The organism is Planomonospora sp. ID82291, from assembly GCF_015711645.1.
Taxonomy (GTDB): Bacteria; Actinomycetota; Actinomycetes; order Streptosporangiales; family Streptosporangiaceae; genus Planomonospora.
Genome location: NZ_JABTEX010000004.1, coordinates 225,424 through 249,415, shown reverse-complemented (window position 1 = coordinate 249,415; position 23,992 = coordinate 225,424). Strand labels below are relative to the sequence as shown.

Sequence of the window (23,992 nt, the reverse complement as noted above, 5' to 3'; positions counted from 1 at the left end):
GCACCGCCCGCCGATCGCAGAGGACAGCAGACCAGAACCACCGGATCATGTCCAATACCGGTGAACGCATCCGACGGATACCCGAACGGATATCAGCGCAGGTGAGCGGGGCGGTATGCCTGCGGAGACGGGTGCCCCCTCCCTACACGGAAGAGCCCCCTCCGGAAGGGCGCGGTCCGTCCCGGGTGCCGCGCCACCGCCCGTGCGAACATCCCGTTTCGGAAACTTTCCCCCGCGATCCTTCGTCAACGGGTAAAGAGCGGATGAAGAACCACACTTTCCACGGGGGCCTCGCGCACGGGAAGGTACGGGGATCGGTGACGCAGAGTCCAGCGGCGGCCGGACCGCCGACGAGCGCCGCGACCTGCGGCGGGCGGCGGTGGCCGTGACCGGACACCCGCGCGCGATCGAAGGGGGCGCCCGATGACCGGTTGCACCCGGCCGGACTGCTCGGGAACCGCCCAGGACGGCCGCTGCGGCCGGTGCGGCCACCTCGCGCGGCCCCGGCCCTCCTCCGTCCCCTCCCCGTCCCCCGCCTCCCCGTCCCCCGCCTTCTCGCCCGCACCCTCGCCCCCCGGACGGCCGTCCTCCTCCCCCGCCGCCGGGTCCGCGCCCGTCACCGTCCCCTCGGCCGGGCGCCGCGGGACCGGCGCCATCGCGAGCCGCGGGACGCGGGGCACCGGCGGGTCGCGGCCGGGCCTGCTGGGGACCGGGCTGGCCGAGGTGCCGCCCGTGCTCTACCGGGACCCGGCGGCGGTGGTGCTGCACGACCCCGAGGTCCCGGAGGACCGCCGGTTCTGCGGCGCGCCCGGCTGCGGCAGGCCCGTCGGCCGGAGCCGCGGCGGCCGGCCGGGCCGTACCGAGGGGGTCTGCCCGCACGACGGCACCCCGTTCTCCTTCGCCCCCAAGCTGCGCGAGGGCGACCTGGTCGCCGGGCAGTACGAGGTGAAGGGCTGCCTGGCGCACGGCGGGCTCGGCTGGGTCTACCTGGCCGCCGACCGCAACCTCGACGGCCGGTGGGTGGTCCTCAAGGGGCTGCTGAACACCAACGACGCCGAGGCGCTGGCCGTGGCGGAGGCCGAGCGCCGCTTCCTGACGGGCGTGGACCACCCGAACATCGTCAAGATCTTCAACTTCGTCCGGCACCGGGAGCCCGGCACCGGCCCGGCCGCCGGGCGGATGGCCGGGTACCTCGTCATGGAGTACATCGGCGGTGAGTCCCTGCACGACCTGCTCCGCCGCCGGCTGCGGGAGACCGGCGCCGCCGAGGCCCTGCCGCTGCGCCAGGCGATCCCGTACGCGCTGGAGATCCTGCGCGCCCTCGGCTACCTGCACGAGCGGGGGATGCTCTACTGCGACCTCAAACCCGCCAACGTGATCCAGGTCGGCCGCGACCTCAAGGTCATCGACCTCGGCGCGGTCCGGATGATCGGCGACTCCGACGGCGCCGTCTACGGCACGACCGGCTACCAGGCTCCGGAGATCGCCTCCGAAGGCCCGTCGATCGCCTCCGACCTCTACACCGTGGGCCGGACGCTGGCGGTGCTGGCCATCCCCTTCAGCCCGGTCTCCGGCGGCGCCGAGGCACCCGTCCCCGCCCTGGAGGACCTCCCGCCGTCGGCCCGGAACGAGTCCTTCCACCGCTTCCTGCTCCGGGCGACCGCGCCCGATCCCGCCGCCCGCTTCGCCACGGCCGAGGAGATGGCCGACCAGCTGGTGGGGGTCCTGCGGGAGGTGCGCGCCGCCGAGGACGGCGTCCCCTACCCGGCGCCGTCCGCCCTGTTCGGCCCCGAGCGGATCGCGGCCGGCACCGCCCTGTCCGCGCCCGGCCGCGGGCGCGTGCTCGTCCCGCTGGAGCGCGCCGCCGCCGCGGCCGCGCTGCCGGTCCCGCTGGCCGACCCCGCCGACCCGGCCACCCCCTTCCTGTCCGGGCTCACCGCCCGCACCCCCGGCGAGCTGACCGCCATGCTGGGCTCCACGCCGCACACCCCCGAGACCCTGCTCGCCCTCACCCGGATGAGCGCCGAGCACGGCGCCGGGGAGACGGACGCCCTGCTCGCCCGGGCCGCCGCCGAGCTGCCGGGCGACTGGCGGGTCCTGTGGTGCCGGGGCGTGCGCGCACTCGTCTCGGGCGACCTCCCGAAGGCGACGGAGGTCTTCGACCGGTGCTACGGCCTCCTGCCCGGTGAGTGCGCGCCCCGGCTGGCCCTCGCGTTCTGCCTGGAGTGCGCGGGGGAGGCGCGGGCGGCGGCGCGCCGCTACGAGACGGTGCAGCGCACCGACCGCTCCTACGTGAGCGCGTCCTTCGGCCTGGCCAGGACCCGCCTGGCGGCGGGCGACCCGGACGGGGCGGTCGCGGTCCTCGACGGGGTGCCGCCGAGCTCCGGCCACTTCGTCGCGGCGCGGCTGGCCTGCGTGGCGGCGGCCGTACGGGCACGGGACCCCGCCGCGCTGGACGCCGCCGCGCTCACCGGGGCCGGCGCCCGCCTGGACGACCTGGCCGACCTGGACCCGCGCCGCCGGGGGGAGCTGGCCGCCGAGGTGCTGGAGAGCGCCCTGGAGTGGCTCGGTTCCGGCCGGGGCCGCGGCTCCGGGACGATCCTGGGCGTGCCGTTCACCGCACGCGCGCTCCGCCGGGAGCTGGAGCGCCTCTACCGCGGGCTCGCCCGGAGCGCGGCCACCGCCGCCGAACGGCACGCGCTGATCGACCGCGCCAACGCCACCCGTCCCTGGACGATGCTGTGACGGGCCCGTACCCGGATCGGGCGGGCGACCCGGAGACCGCCACCGCCGGCCCCTCCGTCCCCTCGGGGAGCGGGGTCCCCGCCGCCCCCGGACGCGGAGGCCGGGCCCTCCTGCCGCGGAGCGTTCCCGGCCGGATCCGCCTGATCACGGCCGTCTCCGTGCTGGCCCTCGCCGTGCTGTTCGGCACCCTGTTCGCCGCCGCCCGAAGCGTCCGGGACGGCCTGGACGTCATCGGCCACGACGCCGGGCCGCAGGTCGTGGCCAGCGCCGACCTGTACTTCGCGCTCAGCGACATGGACGCCCAGGTCGCCAACGTGCTGCTGATCGGCGGCGAGCCCCGGCTGGGCAAGGGGCGCGCCCGCGCGCTGGAGGTCTACGAGCGGCGCAGGGGCGACGCCGGACGGGCGGTGCTGCAGGCCTCCGCGCTGGCCGGCGGCGACCCGGCCGAACGGCGGACCGTCCAGGCCGTGCTGGACGGCCTGGGACGCTACGAACGGCTGGCCGCACGGGCCCTGCTCCTCGCCGAGCAGGCCGGGCACCCGGCGGGACCGCCGCCCGGACCCGTCCTGGAGGTCTACCGGCGGGCGACCGACCTGATGCGGCTGGAGCTGCTGCCCATGGCCTACAACCTCACCCTGGAGAGCGGGACCGTCGTGCGCCGCGCCCACCAGGAGCGGACCCTGGCCGTGCGGGCGGGGCAGATCCTGACCGGGGCCGCCGGAGCCGCCGCACTCGGCTGCCTGCTCTGGCTCCAGGTGGTCCTGGCGCGCCGGTTCCGCCGGGTCCTCAACCCGGCCCTGCTGGCGGCGACGGCGATCGCCGGAGCGTACGCGCTGACGGGCGTCACGGTCCTCGGGCAGGAGGCCGAGGTCCTGCGGGCCGCCAAGCGCGACGGGTTCGATTCGGTCCTCACCCTGGCCCGGGCCCGGGCCGTCGGCAGCAGCATGCACGGCGACCAGAGCCGCTGGCTGCTCGATCCCGGGCGGGCCGACACCTACGAGCAGACCTACCTCGACAAGGCGCAGTCGGTGCTGTACACGCCGGGCGGCAACCTCGTCGCCTACCAGCGGGCGGTGAAGGCGGCGGTGGACCGGAACCGGACCGCCTTCCTCGGGCTGGTCGGGCAGGAGGCGGCCCGCGCCCGCCTGCCCGGCAGCGGGTCCGCGGTCGCCGACGTGCTGGCGCGCTACCGGGACTTCCAGCAGGCGGACCGCACGATGCGGGAACTGGAGCCGGGCCGGGCCGTCGAGCAGCGGATGGGGCGGCTGGAGAGCGCGTTCGAGGAGTACGACGCCGCGCTGCTGGGACTCGCCGAGCTGCACCGCCGCACGTTCGACCGGGAGATCCGGATCGGCGAGGAGCGGGTCGGCCGGCTGTGGTTCCTCCTGCCGATCGCCATGGCCGGCACGGCCGCGATGATCCTCGCCGGGGTCCGGCCCCGGCTGTCGGAGTACCGATGACGGGAGGGGCCGCGATGACGCGGGAAGCCGGGCGATCTGCGACCGCACCGTCCCCGACCGCGCGCTCTGCGACCGCGCGATCTGTGACCCTGCGATCTGTGACCCTGCGATCTGTGACCGTGCCGTCCCCGACCGTACGGCCCCTGATCGCACGCGCCGCGGCGGTCCTGCTGGCGCTCCTTCCCGCGGCGGCCTGCGGGACCGGCGGCCCCGCGTCGATCCTCGACCGGGAGACCCTGGTGGTCGGCGTCAAGCCCGACCAGCCGGGCCTGGGCGTCAAGGTCGCCGAGGGCCGGTACGAGGGCTTCGACGTCGACGTCGCCACCGAGGTCGCGCGGCGGATCGGCGTGCCCGACGTCAGGTTCGTCACCGCGCTGTCGTCCACCCGCCAGCGTCTCATCCAGAAGGGCGCGGTCGACCTGGTCGTCGCGACCTACTCGATCACGCCCGAGAACCGGAGCAAGGTGACCTTCGCCGGGCCGTACTACGTCGCCCACCAGGACACCCTCGTCCGCGCCGACGACCGGGCCGTCGAGAACGTGCGGGACCTGAAGGGCCGCCGCCTCTGCCAGGCCGCGGGATCGAACTCCTGGCGCCGCGTCGCCGAGGAGCGGCGGATCCCGGTCGAGCTGGTCCCGGCCTCCTCCTACGGCGACTGCCTGGCCAAACTGCGCGCCGGAGCGGTGGACGCCGTCTCCACCGACGACCTGATCCTGGCCGGGTTCGCCGCGCGCGACGGCTCGGCCCTCACGATCGTCAATGCCCCGTTCACCGACGAGCGGCTGGGCATCGGGATGCGCAAGGGCGATCTCGACGGCTGCGAGGCCGTCAACCGCGCCATCACCGCCATGTACCAGGACGGCACCGCCGCGAGGCTGCTGCGCAAGTGGTTCGGCGGGTCGGGGCTGGCCCTCACCTTCACCGTCCCCCAGTTCGAGGGATGCGCCTGATCCCGCCCCGCGGCCCGCGCGCCTCTCCGTCCCGCGCCCGCAGACGGTCCCTCGCCCGCCCCTCGCCTGTCCCGCGCCTGTCCCTCGCCCGTACGACGGTCCCGCGCGGGGAAGGGGGGCCGGCTCCCCGCGGAGGCGCTCCCCCTGCCGGAACGCCTCACCGACCACGACGGACGGGCCCGACCGGCGGGCGTCAGGAGTACGAGGCGACCATGCCGGCGACCACGCCCGCCGTGCCGAGGGCGGTGACCGCGAAACCGACGACCACCGCGCCGCGCCGGCCCCGGCGCACGCCGAGGAAGTACATGATCACATAGGGCAGGAAACCGAGCCCCCCGACACCGAGGAAGGGCAGGGTGAGGGCGGCGACGACGCCGGCCGTACCCGCCTTCACCGCGCGGTCCCCCTCCGGGGTCAGCTGGGCGCGGGTGACGTCGCCCGCCTCGGAGTCCGGGGAGGCGTCCACCGGGACCGGGGCGCCTCCGCCGTCGGGGGTGAAGCTGCCCTTGCAGTCGTAGCGGCCCTGACCCAGCGCCTCGCACGAGACCACGGTGAGCGTGCCCGGCGTTCCGGTCTTCCCGGCCGCGAGCTCGATCCCGTCCACCGCGAGCAGGATCGGCAGCAGGCAGACGAGCAACCAGCACCCGACGAGCAGCGCCTGGACCGCACGCCCCGGCAGGTTGCCGGGACTCGGCTTCGGTCCGGGCTGGAGGGCGCCGATGATGTCGTCGAACGAGTCACTCATGGACATATGGTGCACTACGCCACTTGCAACCCTCCTGTTCGCGGCTTGCAGGGTCCGGATCGCCAGGATCCGCCCGCTCGGCGCCGGGAAGGCGGGAGCATCCGCCCGCCGCTTGCGGGATCCGGAACAGCGTCCCCGCCCGCTCACCGCTTGCGGATCCGGAACAGCGCCCGCTCACCGCTTGCGGCGGACCTCCGCCTCGGCCGCGTCCATCGCCGCCGCCTCCTCCGGGGTCGGCGCGGTGCCGCCCAGGTGGCGAGGCTGCCACCACACGCCCTGCGGGATCTCCGGATAGCTCCGCTGGGACCGGTCCAGCAGTTCCTCCAGCCGCCTGCGCAGGTCGGCGGTGACGGCGTCGTAGTCGTCGCCGCGCTTGGGACGCATCGGCTCGCCCACGGTGATGCTGATCGGCACGTGCCGCTGGGTCAGCTTCCTCGGGCGGCCCTTGGTCCACAACCGCTGGGTGCCCCACAGCGAGATCGGGATCATCGGCACGTCCGCGGCGACGGCCATCCGGACCGCGCCGTTCTTGATGTCCTTGATGGTGAAGGACCGGCTGATCGTCGCCTCGGCGAAGACGCCGACGACCTCGCCCCCCTTCAGCGCCTTCAGCGCCGCACCGAACGCCGACGCGCCCGCCGCGCGGTCGACGGGGATGTGGTGCATGCCGCGCATCAGCGGGCCGGAGATCCGGTGGTCGAAGACCTCCTTCTTGGCCATGAAGCGCACCAGACGTCCGGCGGGGTTGGCGGCGAGCCCGGCGAAGATGAAGTCGAGATAGCTGATGTGGTTGCTGACCAGCACCGCGCCGCCGCTCCGGGGGATCCGGTCGGCGCCGTCGATGCGGATCTTCATGTCCAGCAGCCGGAACATGGTCTTCGCCGCCGCGATGACCGGGGGATACACGATCTCAGCCATGGCTGAACCGTACCTCAGCCGGTCACCGGCCTCCGCCCTTTACGATGTAGATTCACTTTCTGCGGTGCGGCGCCGTACCCCTCCCGTGCGCCGTACCCCTCCCGCGCGCCGTACCCCTCCCGCGCGCCGCGTCGGGCCGGGCGGCGAGGGGACCACCAGTTCGCCCGGCCCGCCAGGCACATGACGGCCGGCACCAGCAGGGCCCGGATCAGTGTGCAGTCCAGCAGCACGGCCAGTGCCAGCCCCACCCCGACCATCTTGAGCAGGACGAGGCCGGAGGTCGCCAGCGAGGCCATCACCACGGCGAAGATCACGGCGGCGGAGGTGAACAGGCGGCCGGTGTGCTCCAGCCCCGTCGCCACCGCCGTACGGGTCTCCCCCGTGCGCCGGTACTCCTCGGTGATCCTGGACAGCAGGAAGATCTCGTAGTCCATGGACAGCCCGAAGGCGATGCAGAACATGAGCACCGGGACCAGGACGTCGAGCGTGCCCGTCACCGAGAAGCCCCCGACCAGCTCGCGCAGGTGGCCCTCCTGGAAGACGTGGACCAGCGCGCCGAACGTCGCCCCCAGGCTGAGGGCGTTCATCACCAGGGCCTTGACGGCCAGGACCACGCTGCGGGTCATCACCGTGATCAGCACGAAGGACGTCAGCACGACCAGGGCCAGGCCCTGCGGCAGGGCTCCGGCGACGGCCTGGCGGATGTCGGCCAGCTGCGCCCCCGGCCCGCCCACCACCGCCGGGCCGGGGGCGGGGACCGCACGCACCGCGCGGGCGAGCTCGCCGTTCTCCACGGAGTAGGGCTCGTGGTCGGTGGCGACCGCCAGCCACGTCCCGGCGGGCGAGGCGAAGCGCCGGGCCGGACCGGGAGGCGGGCCCGTGAGCCCGCCGTCACGATAGGAGCCGGTGGCGGTGCTCACCCGCGCCACACCCTCCAGCGCCGACAGGCGCCGGGCGTAGGCGTCCAGCCGAGCACGGGCCTCCACCCGAGCACGGGCCTCCACCCGAGCACGGGCCTCCACCCGAGCACGGGCCTCCACCCGAGCACGGGCCTCCACCCGAGCACGGGCCTCCACCCGAGCACGGGCCTCCACCCGAGCACGGATGCCCGGCCGGGTGGGGACGTCCGGCCACGCGCCGGCGTCGCCGGGAGGCGTACGGCCGGGCGCCGCCACCGGACCACCGCCCGCCGAGGTGATCCCGGGCAGCACCACCGTGGTCGCCGAGATGCCGTCGCGGGCGTCGAAGTCGCGGCGCAGGTCCTCCGCCGCCCGCGCGGCGGGGGCCTCGGGCGGCAGCAGCCGGTCGTCGAAGACGCCGAAGCGGGCGCCGAGGAAAGGCGACGCGACGAGGGCCAGCAGCACGACGGCAGGCACCGCCACGGCCAGCGGTCGGCGCATCACCGCCTCGGCCAGCCGGAACCACCGCCCCTCCGGGCCGCGCCGGGGCGTCCGGCCGCGTGCGGCCCGCCACGGCCCGGGAACGGCCAGGCCGTCGATGCGCGTTCCGAGGACGGCCAGCGCCGCCGGCAGCACCACGAGGCTCCCGACGGCGGCCAGCAGCGTCACCGCGATGCCGCCGAAGGCGACCGAGCGGAACAGGGTGAACGGGAAGAGCAGCAGCGCGGCCAGGCAGGACGAGACGGTGAACGCGGAGAAGGCGATGGCCCGGCCGGTGGTGCGCAGGGTGACGCGGATCGCGGAGGCGACGCCGCGCCCGTCCGCCAGCTCCTCCCGGAATCGGGTGACGATGAACAGGCTGAAGTCCACCGCCAGCGCGAACCCCAGGGCGCTGGCGATGCTCATCGCGAAGGCGGAGACCTCGGTCACCTCGGTGAGCAGGCGCAGCACCGCCGTGGTCCCGGTCACCGCGAACACGCCGACGAGGACCGGCAGCACCGCGGCGACGAGGCCGCCGAACACCAGCAGGAGGATGGCGACGGTCAGCGGCGCCGTGATGAGCTCCGCCGTCCGCAGATCGTGTTCGCTGCGGCTCCGGGCCTCGGCCGTGACCTGGGCCTCCCCCGTCACGGAGAGGGTCAGCGGCCCGTGCGCACCGGTCAGGCCGGGCGCCAGGCGGGCGGCGGTGGCCGTCCGGCGCATGTCGTCGCCGTGCAGGCGGGCCACGATGAGCGCGGCCCGTCCGTCCCGGCTGCGCAGGCCGGGTGAGCGCGCGTCCCAGTAGGAGGCGACGCGGGCGACGCCGGGGTCGCGGGCGAGCCGCGCCGCCGTCTCCGAACCCGCCCGCGCGATCTGTGCGCCGTCCACCGGCTGCGTGCTGCGGGCGATCACCACGAGGTGGGGGTCGCCCGCGGCGAATCCCGCTTCCAGCAGTTCCGCGGCACGTCCGGATTCGGACCCGGAGACCGTCGCCCCGCCGAAGCTCAGCCGGTCGTGGACGCCGTGGCCGACGAGCGCCGCCCCGGCGAGGCCGAGGGCGGCGAGCCACAGGACCAGCCGGCGGCGGCGCACGAGGAAGCCGGGAGGCGGCGGTCCCGCCGGGTCCGCGGGCCCGCCCGCGGGTGGCTCCACCACGGTTTCCAGAGGGTGGTGCAGCACCCCGTCCTCCTTCGCGGCGGAGCACGCCCGCCCGTGTCGTCACCCTGAGCATTTTCTGATTACTCAAAGTGACGATAGCGGTGATCGCGTCGGTGCCGGCCGCGGAGCGGAGGCGACACCGCGGAGCGGTCCGGGCCGGAGGTCCCGGGTTCGCGGCGCCCGGAGGTCAGACCCGGTAGGTCTCCACCCCGAGCTTGACCGCGACGGCCAGGCCGCAGGCGGCGGCGACGAGCCGGAGCGACCGCCCGGGCAGCCGCCGGGCGATCGCCGGCCCGATCCAGCCGCCGGCCAGGAACCCCGCGGCGAGCGGTACGGCGACGGCCCACCGGACCGGCCCGAAGAGCGCGAAGCCGAGGGCGGCCACCGCGTTGGCGAGGGCGGCGATCACGTTCTTGACGGCGTTGACCTCGGCCGCGGGCCGGTGAAGCACGGTGCTGAGCACCGCGAACATGAGGATCCCCCCGGCGGCCCCGAAGTAGCCGACGTAGACCGCGACCGCGAACAGCGCCACCCGCGTGGCCCAGCCGCGTTCCACCGCGCCGCCCCCGCCCGATCCACCGTCCCCGCTCCCCGCGCCGCCCCCGCCCGATCCACCGTCCCCGCTCCCCGCGCCGCCCCCGCCCGATCCACCGTCCCCGCTCCCCGCGCCGTCCCCGCCCGATCCGGCAGGCATACCCGGCCCATGCCGTCCGTCCGCTCCGGCAGGCATACCCGGCCCATGCCGTCCGTCCGCTCCGTTCCGCCCGCGTGGCCCTCCTGGGCGCGGCGGGCGGGCCAGCAGCAGCGAGGCGCCCGCGATGAGCCAGGGCGCGACCGCCTCGAAGGCCCGGGGCGGAGTCGTCAGCAGCAGCGCGGCGCCCGCCGCCCCGCCCAGCGCGGTGATCCACCCCAGGCGCAGCACCCGCCGTCCCTGGCCCGCGAGCTCGGGCCGCGACCCGGCCGCCGCCCCCAGGCCGGTGAAGACGAGCGCCACGGTGTTGGTGACGTTCGCGCTCAGCGGGGACAGGCCGAACGCCAGCAGCGCCGGATAGGAGATCACGGACGCCAGGCTCACCACCGTGCTGACCACTCCGGCCAGCGCCCCCACCCCGACCAGCGCGGCCATCTCCCCCACCGTCACATCCGTCACCCAACCACACGGCCGGAAGCGCCGATCAGGCCGCCTCCCTCACGGATCCGGCGGCTGCCGCGCCACGCGCCGGCTGGAACCTCATAGAAAGCAGCCGGAAAAATCCCTCTGGTTCGGCATGTTCTGCCACAAGTGGACCGCTTCGCGCATACAGCCCGACGAAGTCACATCAGCGGGTAATTTCTGCGATGTGCCGAGCGTCTTCATCAGCCACACATCGGACCTGGCGGAATATCCCTCCGGGGGGTCGTTCGTCCAGGCCGCCATCGACGCCGTCAGCCGGGCCGGACTGACACCCGTGGACATGAGGCATTTCCCCGCCACGGACGAATCTCCCGCCGCATACTGCGATGAACGCGTCGGAACATGCGATTTCTACCTGGGAATCATCGGATTCCGGTACGGCTCCATCGCTCCCGGCAGCGATTCCTCCTACACGGAACTCGAATTCGTCTCCGCGACCGGCCGGGGGCTCCCCCGCCTGCTGTTCCTCCTCGACGAGGACGCCCCCATCCCGATGCGGTTCGTCGACAAGGACCGCTCCGCCGTCGAGGCGTTCCGGAACCGCCTGCTCACCTCCGGCGTCATGGTCGACACCTTCACCTCGCCCGACGACCTCGGCGGGCGCGTCCTCCACGCGCTCGTCGCCTGCCGGGACGCGCACACGGCTCCGGTCGCGGAGGCGGGGTCCGCCGCCTTCAGGCAGGAGCCGTTCGCGGTCGCCCGCGCGGCCTACCTCACCCGGATGGAGCAGCGCTACCGCCGTCTCGACCTGGCGGTCCTGACACCGGCGGAGCAGGACACCCACATTCCGGTCCTCCTCCGCGCGGTGTTCGTGCCGCAGCACGTCCGGGCCGACCCTCCTCCGGTCGAGCTGTCCAAGGAACTCTGGAGACGGTTGCTCAGCGCGGAGGAGATCTCCGAAAAGGACCTCCCCGAAGGGCTCGACCCGCACCGGGTCGCGCAGGCGCGCACCACCTACGACGGCACGCCCCGCCGTCCGGTCCTGGAGGTGCTGGGCGAACCGGGCGGACGGCTCACCGTGCTGCTGGGCGATCCCGGAGCCGGGAAGTCGACGTTGGCGCGCTATCTGATCCTGTCCCTCCTCAACGGGGAGACTCCGGACGCCCTGTCGGGGCTGAAGGACTGGCTTCCCCTGCTGGTGGAGCTGCGGACCTACGCCGACCTGCGCTCGCGCTGCGACACCTTCCTCGGCTACCTGGACCATCTGTACCGGACCGAAGGCAGCGGGATCCCCGCCGACGCCCTCGACTCCTACCTGCGCGAGGACGGGCGGGCGCTGGTCATCTTCGACGGCCTGGACGAATTGTTCGACCCGAAGATCCGGGAGGCGGTGACCCGGCAGATCGCCGGGTTCGCCACGCGGTACCCGAAGGTGCGGATCCTGGTCACCAGCCGGATCATCGGATACCGGCGGGCCGAGCTGCAGGACGCCGGATTCCGGCACCACACCCTCCAGGACCTCGACACCGCGCAGATCGAGGAGTTCACCGCCCGCTGGTACGAGCTGGCGATCCACGACCGCAGGGACGAAGCCCTGCACCTGCGGGCACGCCTGCTCCATGCGATGTCCGATTCGCCGTCCATCCGGGAACTGGCCGGCAACCCGCTGCTGCTCACCATCCTGGCGATCATCGGAAGGCGCCAGGAGCTCCCCCGCGAACGCCGGGCGGTGTACCTGCACGCGGCCTCCGTGCTGGTCGAGCACTGGGATGTCAACAGGCACCTGGAGAACGCCCGCATCCCCGCCGACTACATCGACAGCGAGGACAAGAAGGAACTGCTCCGCCGGGTCGCCTGGCGGATGCAGAGCGGCCGATCGGGCCTGGCGGGCAACCACATCCGCGGCGAGGACCTGCTCGAGGAGTTCATCGGCTACCTGACCGGCCGCTACCAGCTCGATCCCCCGGCGGCGAAGACGATCGCACGCAGCATGCTGGAGCAGTTCCGGGAGCGGAACTTCATCCTCAGCCTGTACGGCGGAGGCGTCTACGGGTTCGTCCATCGCGCCTTCCTGGAGTTCTTCTGCGCCGACGAGATCGTGCGGCGGTTCCAGAACAAGCGGCAGCTCGATCCCGGTCAGCTCACGGCCGAGGTGTTCGGCGGCCACTGGCGCGATCCCGCCTGGCGGGAGGTGCTCCTCCTGATCGCCGGGATGATCGACGAGCAGTTCACCGGGCGGATCATCGACTACCTGCTCCACGAGGCGAATCCGCTGTGGCCGCACACCGACACGGACGAGCCGCACCACCTGGTCCTGGCCGCCCGGTGCATCGCCGAGACCCGCAACCTGGGAGCGATGGAGCCGCAGGGCGCCGCGGTGGTGAGAGCGGTGATCGCCTGGCTGGAGCACGCGGAGAGGGAATACCACCTCGAGAACAGGGAACTGCTCACCGAGCAGATCATCCCCGCCATGGGCGCCGTCCGGCCCCGCTGGCCGGGCCGCGACCCCTACCTGCACTGGTTCCTGATCCGCGAGCTGGCCGATTCGTTCGATGAGCTGCGGACGGCGACGCAGATCGTCGTCGCCCTCTTCCCCGACGACGACCTCCTCCGCGAGCGGTTCCACCGGCAGGCGACCGCGGGACCCGGCGCCGGCATGCGGGAGAGGGCGGTGCGGGCGCTGGCCGAGGGCTGGCCCGGTCATCCCGGCACCCTGCCGCTCCTCCGAGATCGCGCTCTCACCGATCCCGACCACAATGTGCGGGGAGCCGTCCTGGAGCAGCTCTCGGAGAAGTGGCGTGATCACGCGGACGCTCTGACGGCTCTGCGTGCCATGGCACTCCGCGATCCGCACCGGAGCGTCCGTTCGGCCGCGTTGCAGGCGGTCGCCGAGAACCGGCGGAACCACCTCGGCGCCTTCCGGCTCCTCCGTGACCGGGCCCTCGAAGACTCCCACGAGGAGGTCCGCGCGGCGTCGCTTCACGCACTGGCCGACGGCTGGCAGAACCATCCCGACGTCCTCCCTCTCCTCTGGGAGCGCGCCACCGGCGACCCGCACCCGACCGCGCGCCGAGCGGCGGCCGAAGCGATCACCGCCCACTGGCCGAAGGCTCCCGGGGCACTGACGTTCCTGAGTGAGAGGTCCCTGTCCGATCCGCACTGGGAACTGCGCCGAACCGCCCTCCAAGCCCTCGCCACCGGCTGGAAAGACCACCCCGACACCCGGCCGTTCCTCCTCGAACGCGCCGTCACCGACCCCCACGAGAACACCCGCACCGCCGCCCTCCAAGCCCTCGCCACCGGCTGGAAAGACCACCCCGACACCCGGCCGTTCCTCCTCGAACGCGCCGTCACCGACCCCGACGAAGACACCCGCGCCGCCGCCCTCCAAGCCCTCGCCACCGGCTGGAAAGACCACCCCGACACCCTCCCCCTCCTGAGACGACGCGCCGTCACCGACCCCGACGAAGACACCCGCGCCGCCGCCCTCCAAGCCCTCGCCACCGGCTGGAAGGACCACCCCGACACCCTCCCCCTCCTGAGACGACGCGCCGTCACCGACCCCGACGAAGACACCCGCGCCGCCGCCCTCCAAGCCCTCGCCACCGGCTGGAAAGACCACCCCGACACCCTCCCCCTCCTGAGACGACGCGCCGTCACCGACCCCGACGAAGACACCCGCGCCGCCGCCCTCCAAGCCCTCGCCACCGGCTGGAAAGACCACCCCGACACCCTCCCCCTCCTGAGACGACGCGCCGTCACCGACCCCGACGAAGACACCCGCGCCGCCGCCCTCCAAGCCCTCGCCACCGGCTGGAAAGACCACCCCGACACCCTCCCCCTCCTGAGACGACGCGCCGTCACCGACCCCGACGAAGACACCCGCGCCGCCGCCCTCCAAGCCCTCGCCACCGGCTGGAAAGACCACCCCGACACCCTCCCCCTCCTGAGACGACGCGCCGTCACCGACCCCGACGAAGACACCCGCGCCGCCGCCCTCCAAGCCCTCGCCACCGGCTGGAAAGACCACCCCGACACCCTCCCCCTCCTGAGACGACGCGCCGTCACCGACCCCGACGAAGACACCCGCGCCGCCGCCCTCCAAGCCCTCGCCACCGGCTGGAAAGACCACCCCGACACCCTCCCCCTCCTGAGACGACGCGCCGTCACCGACCCCGACGAAGACACCCGCGCCGCCGCCCTCCAAGCCCTCGCCACCGGCTGGAAAGACCACCCCGACACCCTCCCCCTCCTGAGACGACGCGCCGAGGGAGACGTCACAGAGAAGGTGCGCACCTTCGCCGCGCGCATCGTCGCCGTCGGATGGCGAGACCGGCCCGACATCCTGGAGTGGCTGAAAGGGCAGGCCTGGGACGGTGGAGACCGGGTGTGCCGGGAGACGTCACGCGTCGTCGCCGAGTCCTACCGGGGCCGCCCCGATGTCCTGGAGTGGCTGTCGCAGTGGGTGGAGAGCGCGGACGACGCCGAGGTCCGCGCGACGGCGCTGGTCGCGCTCGCGACGGCCCGGCCGGATGGCTCGGTGACGGCGGCATGGCTGAGCGGCAGGGCGCTGACGGACGCCGCGTGGGAGGTGCGTGCGGCCGCCATGCAACAGGTGGAGCCGCTTTCCGACGGCATGACCGTAGAGCGGGGACTGACGGATCCTCACTGGCGTGTCCGCCACGCCGCCGTGCGGAACCTCCCCTCACCCTGGTGGAATGATCCGGCCGTCGCGTCGCTTCTCCACGAGCGGGCCGTGGCCGACGACCACTGGCAGGTCCGGCTCGCCTCCGTACAGCGGCTCCGCTCCTGGAGGAAGGACGACCGCGCGTTCCTGCGCGAGCGCGCCACGGCCGACCACCACTGGCAGGTCCGGCGCGCCGCCCTGCAGTACTTTCACTCCGGGAAAAGCGATGATGACCGCGCTTTCCTGCGGGAACGCGCCACGGCCGACGACCACTGGCAGGTCCGGCGCGCCACCCTGCTGCAGCTCTCATTGCTGCTGCAGATCGACGACGACGACCTCGCCTTCCTCCGCGAGCGCGCTACGGCCGACGACCACTGGCAGGTCCGGCGCGCCGCTTTCAAGCAGATCGCCGAAGCCAGGCAAGGCGATCCTCTCTCCTTCCTCTGGCTCCGCGAACGCGCCTGCGCGGAAGGGGAGGCGGAATCCCGGGCCGCGGTCGTCGAAGCGACCGCCCTGGCCTGCGCGGACCTCCCCGAGGTCCTGCCGTGGGTCACCAGGATCGCCGTCGAGGACGGCTCCGGGAGCGTCCGCGGCACCGCGGTCGCTCTCGCGGGGCGGCTGTGGCCGGACACGCCGGGCGTCCTGTCCTGGCTGGCGGAACGCGCCGTCGCCGACCACGACGCCGATGTCCGCGCCGCGGCGGTCGAGGCGGCCGCCCTGAGCGGATCCTCCCTGCCCGGCACGTCGTCGTGGGTGCGCCTGCGCGGTACGGCCGATCGCGACGAGCGGGTCCGGACGTCCGCGGTGGAGGTCCTCTCCCGGATCTGGCCCGGCGACCCCGCGACTCCGTCCTGGCTCCGCGAACGCGCTGAGAGCGACGAGCACTGGAAGGTACGGCTCGCGGCGGTGGAGGCGGCGGCACGGAGCGGATCGGGTGGCCCCGGGACGACGGCCTGGCTGCGCGGACGCGCCGAGGACGACCCGCACTGGGAGGTCCGCCGTACAGCTCTGCTGGAGGCGGGCCGCCTCGCCCGCGCCCTGCCGGACGACGGAGCGGTCCTGTCCTGGCTGCGCGGCAGGGCGGCCGGCGACCGGGACCGGGACGTCCGCGCGGCCGCGCTCCAGGCGGCGGCCGCCTGCTGGCGGGACGATCCCGGCGTGCGGTCGTGGGTCCGTGCACTGATCACGGGGAGCCGGGACGGGGACGGGACCGTCCGGGCCGCCGCCGTGACGGCGCTGGCGGGCAGCTGGCCGGATGAGACCGCGACGCGCCTTCTGCTCCGGGACCGGGCCGGCGGCGACCCCTGCCCCGAGGTGCGGAAGGCTGCCGTCGAAGCGCTGGCGGACAACTGGCCCGACGACGGTACTCACGATCTCGTCAGATCCCTCGCCGTCGGCGACCCCTGCCCCGAGGTGCGGAAGGCTGCCGTCGAAGCGCTGGCGGACAACTGGCCCGGCGAACCGGGCACCCTGCCGCTGGTGCGCGACCGCGCCCTGGCCGACGGCCACTGGAGGGTACGGCGGGCGGCACTCGAGGCGCTCCTCTCCGAATGGGGTCATGACCCGGCGACGTTCTCCCTCCTGCACGACCGGGCCGTCCGCGACGACCACGCCCAGGTGCGGCGGGCGGCGCTGCGCTCGCTGGCCCGGTGCCGGACCGGCGCCCCCGGGACGCTGGACCTGCTGTGCGACCGCGCGCTGCACGACGACCACTGGCAGGTCCGGGAGACGGCCGCCGAGGCGCTCATCGGTGTGCGGCACCGCTTCCCGGAGGCGTTCTCCTCCCTCCGGGACCGGCTCCTGTGCGATCCCAGCCCTGCCGTGGCCTGCATCTGCGCACTGGAGGCCGGCACGGACCGGCGGGATCCGGAACCGCTGCCCTGGCTCCGTGGACTCGCCGACGGAACCGGGCACTGGGGTGTGCGTGCGGCGGCGGTGCAGCGGGTGGCTGAGCTCTCCCCGCTTACGGATCCCGGCGTGGCGTCGTGGTCCTGGGACCTCGCCCGGGGAGACGATGCCTGGCAGGTCCGGCGGATCGCCCTGTGGACGGCGGCCGTCCGCTCCCGCACCGATCCCGCCACTCCGAGCCGGCTCGCGGCCGTCAGCCGAGACGACCCGCACCCGCGCGTCCGCCGGGAGGCCGCCGCTCTGCTCCGCCATCTGGAAGCGGGCGGGTCCCCCGGCGAACTCTCCGCGCCGGGCTTGTCCCCACCCGGTGAAGGGGAGAAGTTCTCATTGTGAAGAAGCTCATCAATGATGCCGGAACGGTCGTCCCGGACGCGTTGCGCGGGATCGCCGCCGCGCATCCGGGGCTCCGGGTGGACCTGGAGAACCGGATCGTCCTGCGCGCCTCGGGACCACGCCCCGGCAAGGTCGGGCTGGTCTCCGGCGGAGGCTCCGGGCACGAGCCGCTGCACGGCGGCTTCGTCGGGTACGGCATGCTCGACGCGGCCTGCCCCGGCGAGGTCTTCACCTCCCCCGTCCCCGACCAGGTGGCCGAGGCCAGCGCCGCCGTGGACGGCGGAGCCGGGGTGCTGCACGTGGTGAAGAACTACACCGGGGACGTGCTCAACTTCCGGATGGCCGCCGAGCTCTGCGCCGAGGAGGGCCTGGAGGTGGCGAGCGTGCTCGTCGACGACGACGTGGCGGTGCGCGACTCGCCGCACACGGCGGGCCGCCGGGGCACCGGGGCCACGCTCTTCGTGGAGAAGATCGCCGGAGCGCTGGCCGAGACCGGCGCCCCGCTCGCCGAGGTGGCCCGGGTCGCCCGCGAGGTCGTCGCGCGCAGCCGCTCCTTCGGCGTCGCGCTGAGCGCCTGCACCGTCCCCGCGGCGGGCGTGCCCTCCTTCGACCTGGACGAGACCGAGGTCGAGCTTGGCGTCGGCATCCACGGTGAGCCCGGCCGCTCCCGCGAGGCCGTGCGTGACGCCCGGGGCCTGGTCTCCGTCGCGCTGGACGCGGTCTGCGCCGACATGCCGGTCTCCGGTGACGTCCTCGTCCTGCTGAACGGCATGGGCGCGACCCCGCTGATCGAGCTCTACGTCGCCTTCGCCGAGGTGGCGGACCAGCTCGCGGGCACGGGCGCGCGGGTCGCCCGCAGCCTTGTCGGGAACTACGTGACCAGCCTGGACATGCAGGGCTTCTCCGTCACGGTCTGCCTGCTCACCGAGGAGCTCACCCGGCTCTGGGACGCCCCGGTCGAGACCCCCGCCCTGCGATGGGGACGCTGATGGCCCCGGAACCACCCGGAACACCGGGAACACCGGGAACACCGACGGCGCCGGGGACAGCGGCACCGCAAAGGACGCAGGGGCCGCAAGGGACGCAGGGGCCGCCGCTCGGCACCGGGTTCTTCGCCGCCTGGATCGAGGAGGCCGCCCGCTCCGTCCGGGCCGGGAAGGACCGGCTCACCCGGCTCGACACCGCGATCGGCGACGGCGACCACGGGACGAACCTCGACCGGGGTCTCACCGCCGCCGTCCAGGTCCTGGCCGACCGCCCGCCCGCGTCCCCCGGGGCGCTGCTCGTCCTGGTGGGGGGCACGCTGATCCGCAAGGTCGGCGGCGCCTCCGGCCCGCTGTACGGCACGGCCTTCCGGGAGGCCGGCAAGGCGCTGGGCGAGGAGCCCGCGGTCTCCCCCGGCGCCCTCGCCGGGGCTCTGGAGGCCGCCGTGGACGGGGTGCGGAGGCTGGGATCGGCGGTGGAGGGGGACAAGACCATGGTCGACGCGCTCGCCCCGGCGGTCAGGGCACTGGCGCAGGCCGTACGGGAGGGGCGGGAGGTGCCGGAGGCACTGGAGGCCGCGGCGTCCGCGGCGAGGAACGGAGCGGAGGCGACCGTCCCGATGCAGGCGCGCAAGGGTCGCGCCAGCTATCTCGGCCCGCGCAGCGTCGGCCATCAGGACCCCGGTGCCGCCTCGGCCGCGCTCCTGGTGGCGGCGCTCCGTACGGTGGCCGCGCGGTGGTAGGCATCGTGCTGGTCTCCCACAGCGGGCCGCTGGCCGCCGAGGTCGCGGCACTGGCGGCGGGGATCTGCGGCACCGGCGCCGCGCCGGTGCCGGCCGGGGGCACCGAGGACGGCGGACTGGGCACCAGCCCCGACCTGGTCGCGGCGGCGATCGAGCGGGCCGACGGCGGCGACGGGGTGCTCCTCATCCCCGACCTGGGCGGCTCGGTGCTGACCGCCCGGCTGTTCGAAGGGCCCGGGATCGTGATCGCCGACGTGCCGTTCGTGGAGGGCGCGATCGCGGCGGCCGTCGCGGCGAGCGCGGGCGGCTCGCTGGAGGCCGTGCTCGCCGCGGCCGAGGAGGCGCGGACCTTCCGCAAACGCTGAGGTGACGGACTGCGGCTCGCAGCCGTCCACCGATACGACGACGTCGCGGTCGTGAGCCTCGAACGGACCGGCGCCGTCGGTGTGCCCCGGCGCGGCGAGACCATCGACCCCGAACTCGTCTCCGACGTGCGCGGGCGAGAACCGCTGGCCGCCGAGCAGATGAGCGGGCCGCTCCCTGAGTGTCGTGCAGGCCGCGCAAGGTGGCCGAGTTCTCGGCGCCCGTAGCCGCTCGTCCAGGCGTCGGCCCGAGACATTCGATGGCGGAATACCCCGCCGGGGTGTAGTTTTGATCTACTGGTGGAAGCAGGCCCCTCTCCTTGCAAGGAAACTTCATGGGCATCGGATCCGAGTGCGATCTCGCCGACTTTCTGATCACCTACACACGGGACATGGCCGTCTCCGACGAGGAACCCGGCGCGATCCTCGACCGCTACTTCGTTCCGGACTTCGAGTACTGCAACGACGGGCTCGTGATCGACCGGCAGCGCATGATCGACCATGCCCGTCCCGTCCGCAAGAACGTCGACAAAGAGGCGATGCTCGCCGACGACCGGTCTGGTGTCGAGATCCACGAGGTGCTGGTCTCGGGTGACCGGATCGCCGCTCGGTGGACCTTGCGCACCAAGTTGCGCAAGGGCAGGACCTTCACGGCGGAGATCTACATGTTCGGCCGCCTGGCCTCGGACGGTCGGATCCGCCGGATCGACCAGATCAGCAAGCAACTGGAAGAAGCGCAGTGACCACGTCGCCGGGACGTCCTCGGTCTATCCGAAATCGGCAGGCCCGGTCCATGCGCTCACGCCGTCCTCTTCGAAATCCGTTGCGCGGGATCGAGCGGAGAGTTCCCCGGAACGGCCATGCGGCTCGGTGATACTCGTTGACCGGCCGGCCGAGTGCTCGCCGACGCTCGATCCGGCCTTCCCGGCGGTCGCGGAGTATCTCGGGCACGCCGATCCGGGTTTCCCGCTGCGGACCTGCACCCGTCCGATGCCCAACGCCGCCGACCGTGCCCGCAGGGCCGTGGACGCCCTCTTCGCAGCCGGGTCGTGTGCCCCCGATGCGCCCCAGGAAAGATCAGCAGGGGTACACGACCTGATCAGAGCATCGCCGCCCTACTTGTGCCGGAAGTAGACGAACAGGCGGCCGTGGTTCTTGGCGTCCTTGTCGATGCGGTGGTAGAGGGCCTTGATCTCCTTCTGGTCCAGGAAGCGCAGGACCTTCTTCTTGAGCTGGCCCGACCCCTTCCCGGGGATGATCTCGACCTCGGTCGCCCGCTTCCTGATGGCCTCGTCGATGATCCCCCGCAGCGCTTTGTCGATCTCCCCGCCCCTGTTGTAGATGGGGTGCAGATCCAGCTTGAGCTTCACAGTGTCTCCTCTGCCTGGGGCTTCAGGTATTCGATCGCGTCAGGGTCAGCACGAAGTCGGCACGCTCTACGCTACGGCCTTCGACCTCGATGAACCACGGGGCGGCCGTCCCTCCTGATCGGTTTCGACTGATGGGGTTTCCGCCTGATCGTCCTGTTCACTGCGGGCGGATGGCACGGCGGCCTGACCAAAGCGACATACCTGGGCACAAACCGGCCCACAAGAGGTGAAACAGTGGAAGGGAGGCCGCAGCCGACAGAGAGATGAGGTGCCCTCATGACCGACTCCACGCTGCACTCGACCCCGTCCGACACCGTGAACGCCGCCATCGACAGCCTCGTGTCCAACGCGCTCAAGGCTCTGGCCGCGTACGACTCCTTCACCCAGGAGCAGGTCGACCACATCGTCAAGAAGGCGTCCGTCGCCGCGCTGAGCCAGCACGGGGCCCTCGCGGTCCTGGCGGTCGAGGAGACCGGCCGCGGCGTGTTCGAGGACAAGGCGGTGAAGAACATCTTCGCCTGCGAGCACGTCACGCACAGCATGGCCGACCTCAAGACCGTGGGCGTCATCTCCCACGACGAGATCAACGGCATCGTCGAGATCGCCGACCCGGTCGGCGTCGTCTGCGGCATCACCCCGGTCACCAACCCGACCTCGACGACCATTTTCAAGGCGCTGCTGGCGCTCAAGACGCGCAACCCGATCGTGTTCGCCTTCCACCCCTCGGCGCAGCGCTGCAGCTCCCGGGCCGCGCAGATCGTCCGCGACGCCGCCGTCGAGGCCGGCGCGCCCGAGAACTGCATCCAGTGGATCACCGAGCCGTCGCTGGAGGCGACCTCCGCGCTCATGCACCACGAGGGCGTCTCGACCATCCTGGCCACCGGCGGGAACGCGATGGTCAAGGCCGCCTACTCGGCAGGCAAGCCGGCCCTGGGCGTCGGCGCCGGCAACGTCCCGGCCTACATCGAGCGGAGCGCGAAGCTGCGCCGCGCCGTGAACGACATCGTGCTGTCCAAGACGTTCGACAACGGCATGATCTGCGCCTCGGAGCAGGCGGTCATCATCGACCACGGCGTCTACGACGCCGCGATCACCGAGTTCCGCCGGCTGCACGCCCACGTGGCCACGACCGCCGAGAAGGAGAAGCTGGAGCAGTTCATCTTCGGCACGACCGCCGGCGGTGAGAACTGCGCGGGCGCCAAGCTCAACCCCAATGTGGTCGGCAAGTCCCCGCAGTGGATCGCCGAGCAGGCCGGCTTCACCGTTCCCGCCGACACCTCCGTGATCCTCGTCCCGGTGTCCGAGGTGGGCCCGGCCGAGCCGCTGACCCGCGAGAAGCTCTGCCCGGTCCTCGCGGTGCTGCGCGCCGGCTCCCGCGAGCAGGGTCTGGACTACGCCGCGCAGATGGTGGAGTTCCACGGCCTCGGGCACAGCGCGGTCATCCACACCGAGGACACCGAGCTGGCCGAGAGCTTCGGCCGCCGCGTCAAGGCCGTCCGGGTGATCTGGAACGCCCCGTCCTCGCAGGGCGGCATCGGCGACATGTACAACGCCTTCCTGCCCTCGCTCACCCTGGGCTGCGGCAGCTACGGCCGCAACTCGGTCTCCAACAACGTCACCGCGGTCAACCTCATCAACATCAAGCGCATCGGACGGCGCAACAACAACATGCAGTGGTTCAAGGTCCCCGCGAAGGTCTACTTCGAGCCGAACGCGATCCGCTACCTCGCGGACATGCCGGACGTCAAGCGCGTGACGATCGTCACCGACTCCGTCATGACCAAGCTGGGCTTCGTGGACCGGGTCCTGGACGTGCTGAACCGCCGCGGCGAGCGGGTCGCCCTGCAGATCATCGACGACGTGGAGCCGGAGCCGAGCGTCGCGACGGTGGACCGGGGCGCCGAGCTGATGCGCGGCTTCCAGCCCGACACGATCATCGCGCTGGGCGGCGGCTCGGCGATGGACGCGGCCAAGGTGATGTGGCTGCGCTACGAGCACCCCGAGGTGGTGTTCGCGGACATGAAGGAGAAGTTCTTCGACATCCGCAAGCGCGCCTTCCGCTTCCCGACGCTCGGTGAGAAGGCCAGCCTGGTCTGCATCCCGACCACCTCGGGCACCGGCGCGGAGGTGACGCCGTTCGCGGTCATCACCGACACCGCCACCGGCAAGAAGTACCCGCTGGCCGACTACGCGCTGACCCCGACCGTGGCGATCATCGACCCCGTGCTCCCGGCGAACCTGCCCCGGGTGGTCACCGCCGACAGCGGCTTCGACGCGCTGACCCACGCCATCGAGTCCTACGTGTCGGTCTACGCCAACGACTTCACCGACGGACTGGGCCTGCAGGCCGTCAAGCTCATCTTCAGGTACCTGGAGCGGGCGGTGAAGAACGGCGTGTCCGACCCCGAGGCCCGGGAGAAGATGCACAACGCCGGCACCATCGCCGGCATGGCCTTCGGCAACGCCTTCCTGGGCATCGTGCACGCCATGGCGCACACCCTGGGCGCCACCTTCCACGTGGCGCACGGCCGCACCAACGCGATCCTGCTCCCGCACGTGATCCGCTACAACGGCACCGTCCCGTCGAAGCTGTCGGGCTGGCCGAAGTACGAGGACTACCGGGCTCCGGAGCGCTTCCAGGAGATCGCCCAGACGCTGGGCCTGCCCGCGCGGACCGCGGCCGAAGGGGTGGAGTCGCTCGCGGCGGCGGTGGAGCGGCTGCGCGACGCGGTCGGCATCGAGCCCTCGTTCCAGAAGGTCGGCGTCGACGAGGCGGCGTTCATCGCGGCGCTGCCGCAGCAGGCCATGAACGCCTACGAGGACCAGTGCGCTCCGGCCAACCCGCGCATGCCGATGCTGACGGACATGCAGGAGCTCATGAAGGCCGCCTACCACGGGAAGTGACGGGCGGGGCCCGCTCCGCCCCTATCGCTCCCGGCCGGCCGGGACCCGTTCGTGCCCGGGGCCGTCCGCCGCGGCCCCGTCCGGGATCACCCGGGGCCGCGGCGAGACCGCGGCGAGGTCGCACGGGACCGGCGCCTTCCGGGCCCCTGGCGCGTCTCGTGCCGGCCCTCCTCTCCGGACCTCTCCGGGCGCGCCGTCTCATGCCTGACTTTCTTACTTGCGAGTGATTCGCA

General features: G+C 73.2%; 14 protein-coding genes. 9 read left to right on the top strand and 5 right to left on the bottom strand.

Annotation, left to right across the window (positions count from 1 at the left end):
- Nucleotides 1–423: 423 nt before the first annotated feature.
- From HS045_RS25630 to HS045_RS25620, 3 genes are all read left to right on the top strand, one after another.
- Entirely contained in the window at nucleotides 424–2,745 is a 2,322-nt protein-coding gene (locus HS045_RS25630; RefSeq protein ID WP_196454031.1) for a serine/threonine-protein kinase, read from the top strand.
- Nucleotides 2,742–4,205, top strand: coding sequence for a hypothetical protein (locus tag HS045_RS25625; protein ID WP_196454030.1), 1,464 nt, complete (start codon nucleotides 2,742–2,744; stop codon nucleotides 4,203–4,205). The genes HS045_RS25630 and HS045_RS25625 overlap by 4 nt, the downstream gene beginning before the upstream one ends.
- A gap of 98 nt (nucleotides 4,206–4,303) precedes the next feature.
- Nucleotides 4,304–5,155 (top strand): glutamate ABC transporter substrate-binding protein, encoded by an 852-nt coding sequence (locus HS045_RS25620; RefSeq protein ID WP_307827715.1) that lies wholly within the window; start codon nucleotides 4,304–4,306, stop codon nucleotides 5,153–5,155.
- Between the two features lie 193 nt (nucleotides 5,156–5,348).
- On the opposite strand, the gene HS045_RS25615 is transcribed toward HS045_RS25620, so the two are convergent.
- The 4 genes from HS045_RS25615 to HS045_RS25600 form a co-directional block, all read right to left on the bottom strand.
- Nucleotides 5,349–5,900 carry a hypothetical protein gene (locus tag HS045_RS25615; protein WP_196454028.1) on the bottom strand — a complete coding sequence of 184 codons (552 nt, stop codon included), beginning with the start codon at nucleotides 5,898–5,900 and terminating at the stop codon, nucleotides 5,349–5,351.
- A gap of 174 nt (nucleotides 5,901–6,074) precedes the next feature.
- A complete protein-coding gene (locus HS045_RS25610; RefSeq protein WP_196454027.1) occupies nucleotides 6,075–6,818 on the bottom strand; it encodes a 1-acyl-sn-glycerol-3-phosphate acyltransferase in 744 nt (247 codons plus the stop codon).
- 14 nt (nucleotides 6,819–6,832) lie between these two features.
- Nucleotides 6,833–9,376, bottom strand: coding sequence for an MMPL family transporter (locus tag HS045_RS25605; protein WP_196454026.1), 2,544 nt, complete (start codon nucleotides 9,374–9,376; stop codon nucleotides 6,833–6,835).
- Between the two features lie 166 nt (nucleotides 9,377–9,542).
- On the bottom strand, nucleotides 9,543–10,505 hold the full coding sequence (locus tag HS045_RS25600; protein WP_196454025.1) for a sulfite exporter TauE/SafE family protein: 963 nt from the start codon (nucleotides 10,503–10,505) through the stop codon (nucleotides 9,543–9,545).
- Nucleotides 10,506–10,623: 118 nt separating this feature from the next.
- Here HS045_RS25600 and HS045_RS25595 point away from each other — a divergent pair, with 118 nt between their 5' ends.
- From HS045_RS25595 to HS045_RS25575, 5 genes are all read left to right on the top strand, one after another.
- Complete coding sequence (locus HS045_RS25595) at nucleotides 10,624–17,397, top strand: HEAT repeat domain-containing protein (RefSeq protein ID WP_230884816.1); 6,774 nt, start codon at nucleotides 10,624–10,626, stop codon at nucleotides 17,395–17,397.
- A complete protein-coding gene (gene dhaK / locus HS045_RS25590; protein WP_196454023.1) occupies nucleotides 17,394–18,386 on the top strand; it encodes a dihydroxyacetone kinase subunit DhaK in 993 nt (330 codons plus the stop codon). The genes HS045_RS25595 and dhaK overlap by 4 nt, the downstream gene beginning before the upstream one ends.
- Nucleotides 18,386–19,123 carry a dihydroxyacetone kinase subunit DhaL gene (gene dhaL / locus HS045_RS25585; protein ID WP_196454022.1) on the top strand — a complete coding sequence of 246 codons (738 nt, stop codon included), beginning with the start codon at nucleotides 18,386–18,388 and terminating at the stop codon, nucleotides 19,121–19,123. The genes dhaK and dhaL overlap by 1 nt, the downstream gene beginning before the upstream one ends.
- Complete coding sequence (locus HS045_RS25580; RefSeq protein WP_196454021.1) at nucleotides 19,117–19,488, top strand: PTS-dependent dihydroxyacetone kinase phosphotransferase subunit DhaM; 372 nt, start codon at nucleotides 19,117–19,119, stop codon at nucleotides 19,486–19,488. Before dhaL ends, HS045_RS25580 begins: the two co-directional genes overlap by 7 nt.
- Nucleotides 19,489–19,820: 332 nt before the next feature.
- Nucleotides 19,821–20,228, top strand: coding sequence for a nuclear transport factor 2 family protein (locus HS045_RS25575; RefSeq protein WP_196454020.1), 408 nt, complete (start codon nucleotides 19,821–19,823; stop codon nucleotides 20,226–20,228).
- A 372-nt stretch (nucleotides 20,229–20,600) separates the two neighbouring features.
- On the opposite strand, the gene HS045_RS25570 is transcribed toward HS045_RS25575, so the two are convergent.
- Nucleotides 20,601–20,855, bottom strand: coding sequence for a Smr/MutS family protein (locus HS045_RS25570; RefSeq protein ID WP_068894057.1), 255 nt, complete (start codon nucleotides 20,853–20,855; stop codon nucleotides 20,601–20,603).
- 276 nt (nucleotides 20,856–21,131) lie between these two features.
- Between HS045_RS25570 and adhE the strand changes: the two genes are divergently transcribed.
- Nucleotides 21,132–23,759, top strand: coding sequence for a bifunctional acetaldehyde-CoA/alcohol dehydrogenase (adhE, locus tag HS045_RS25565; protein WP_196454019.1), 2,628 nt, complete (start codon nucleotides 21,132–21,134; stop codon nucleotides 23,757–23,759).
- Nucleotides 23,760–23,992 lie beyond the last annotated feature (233 nt).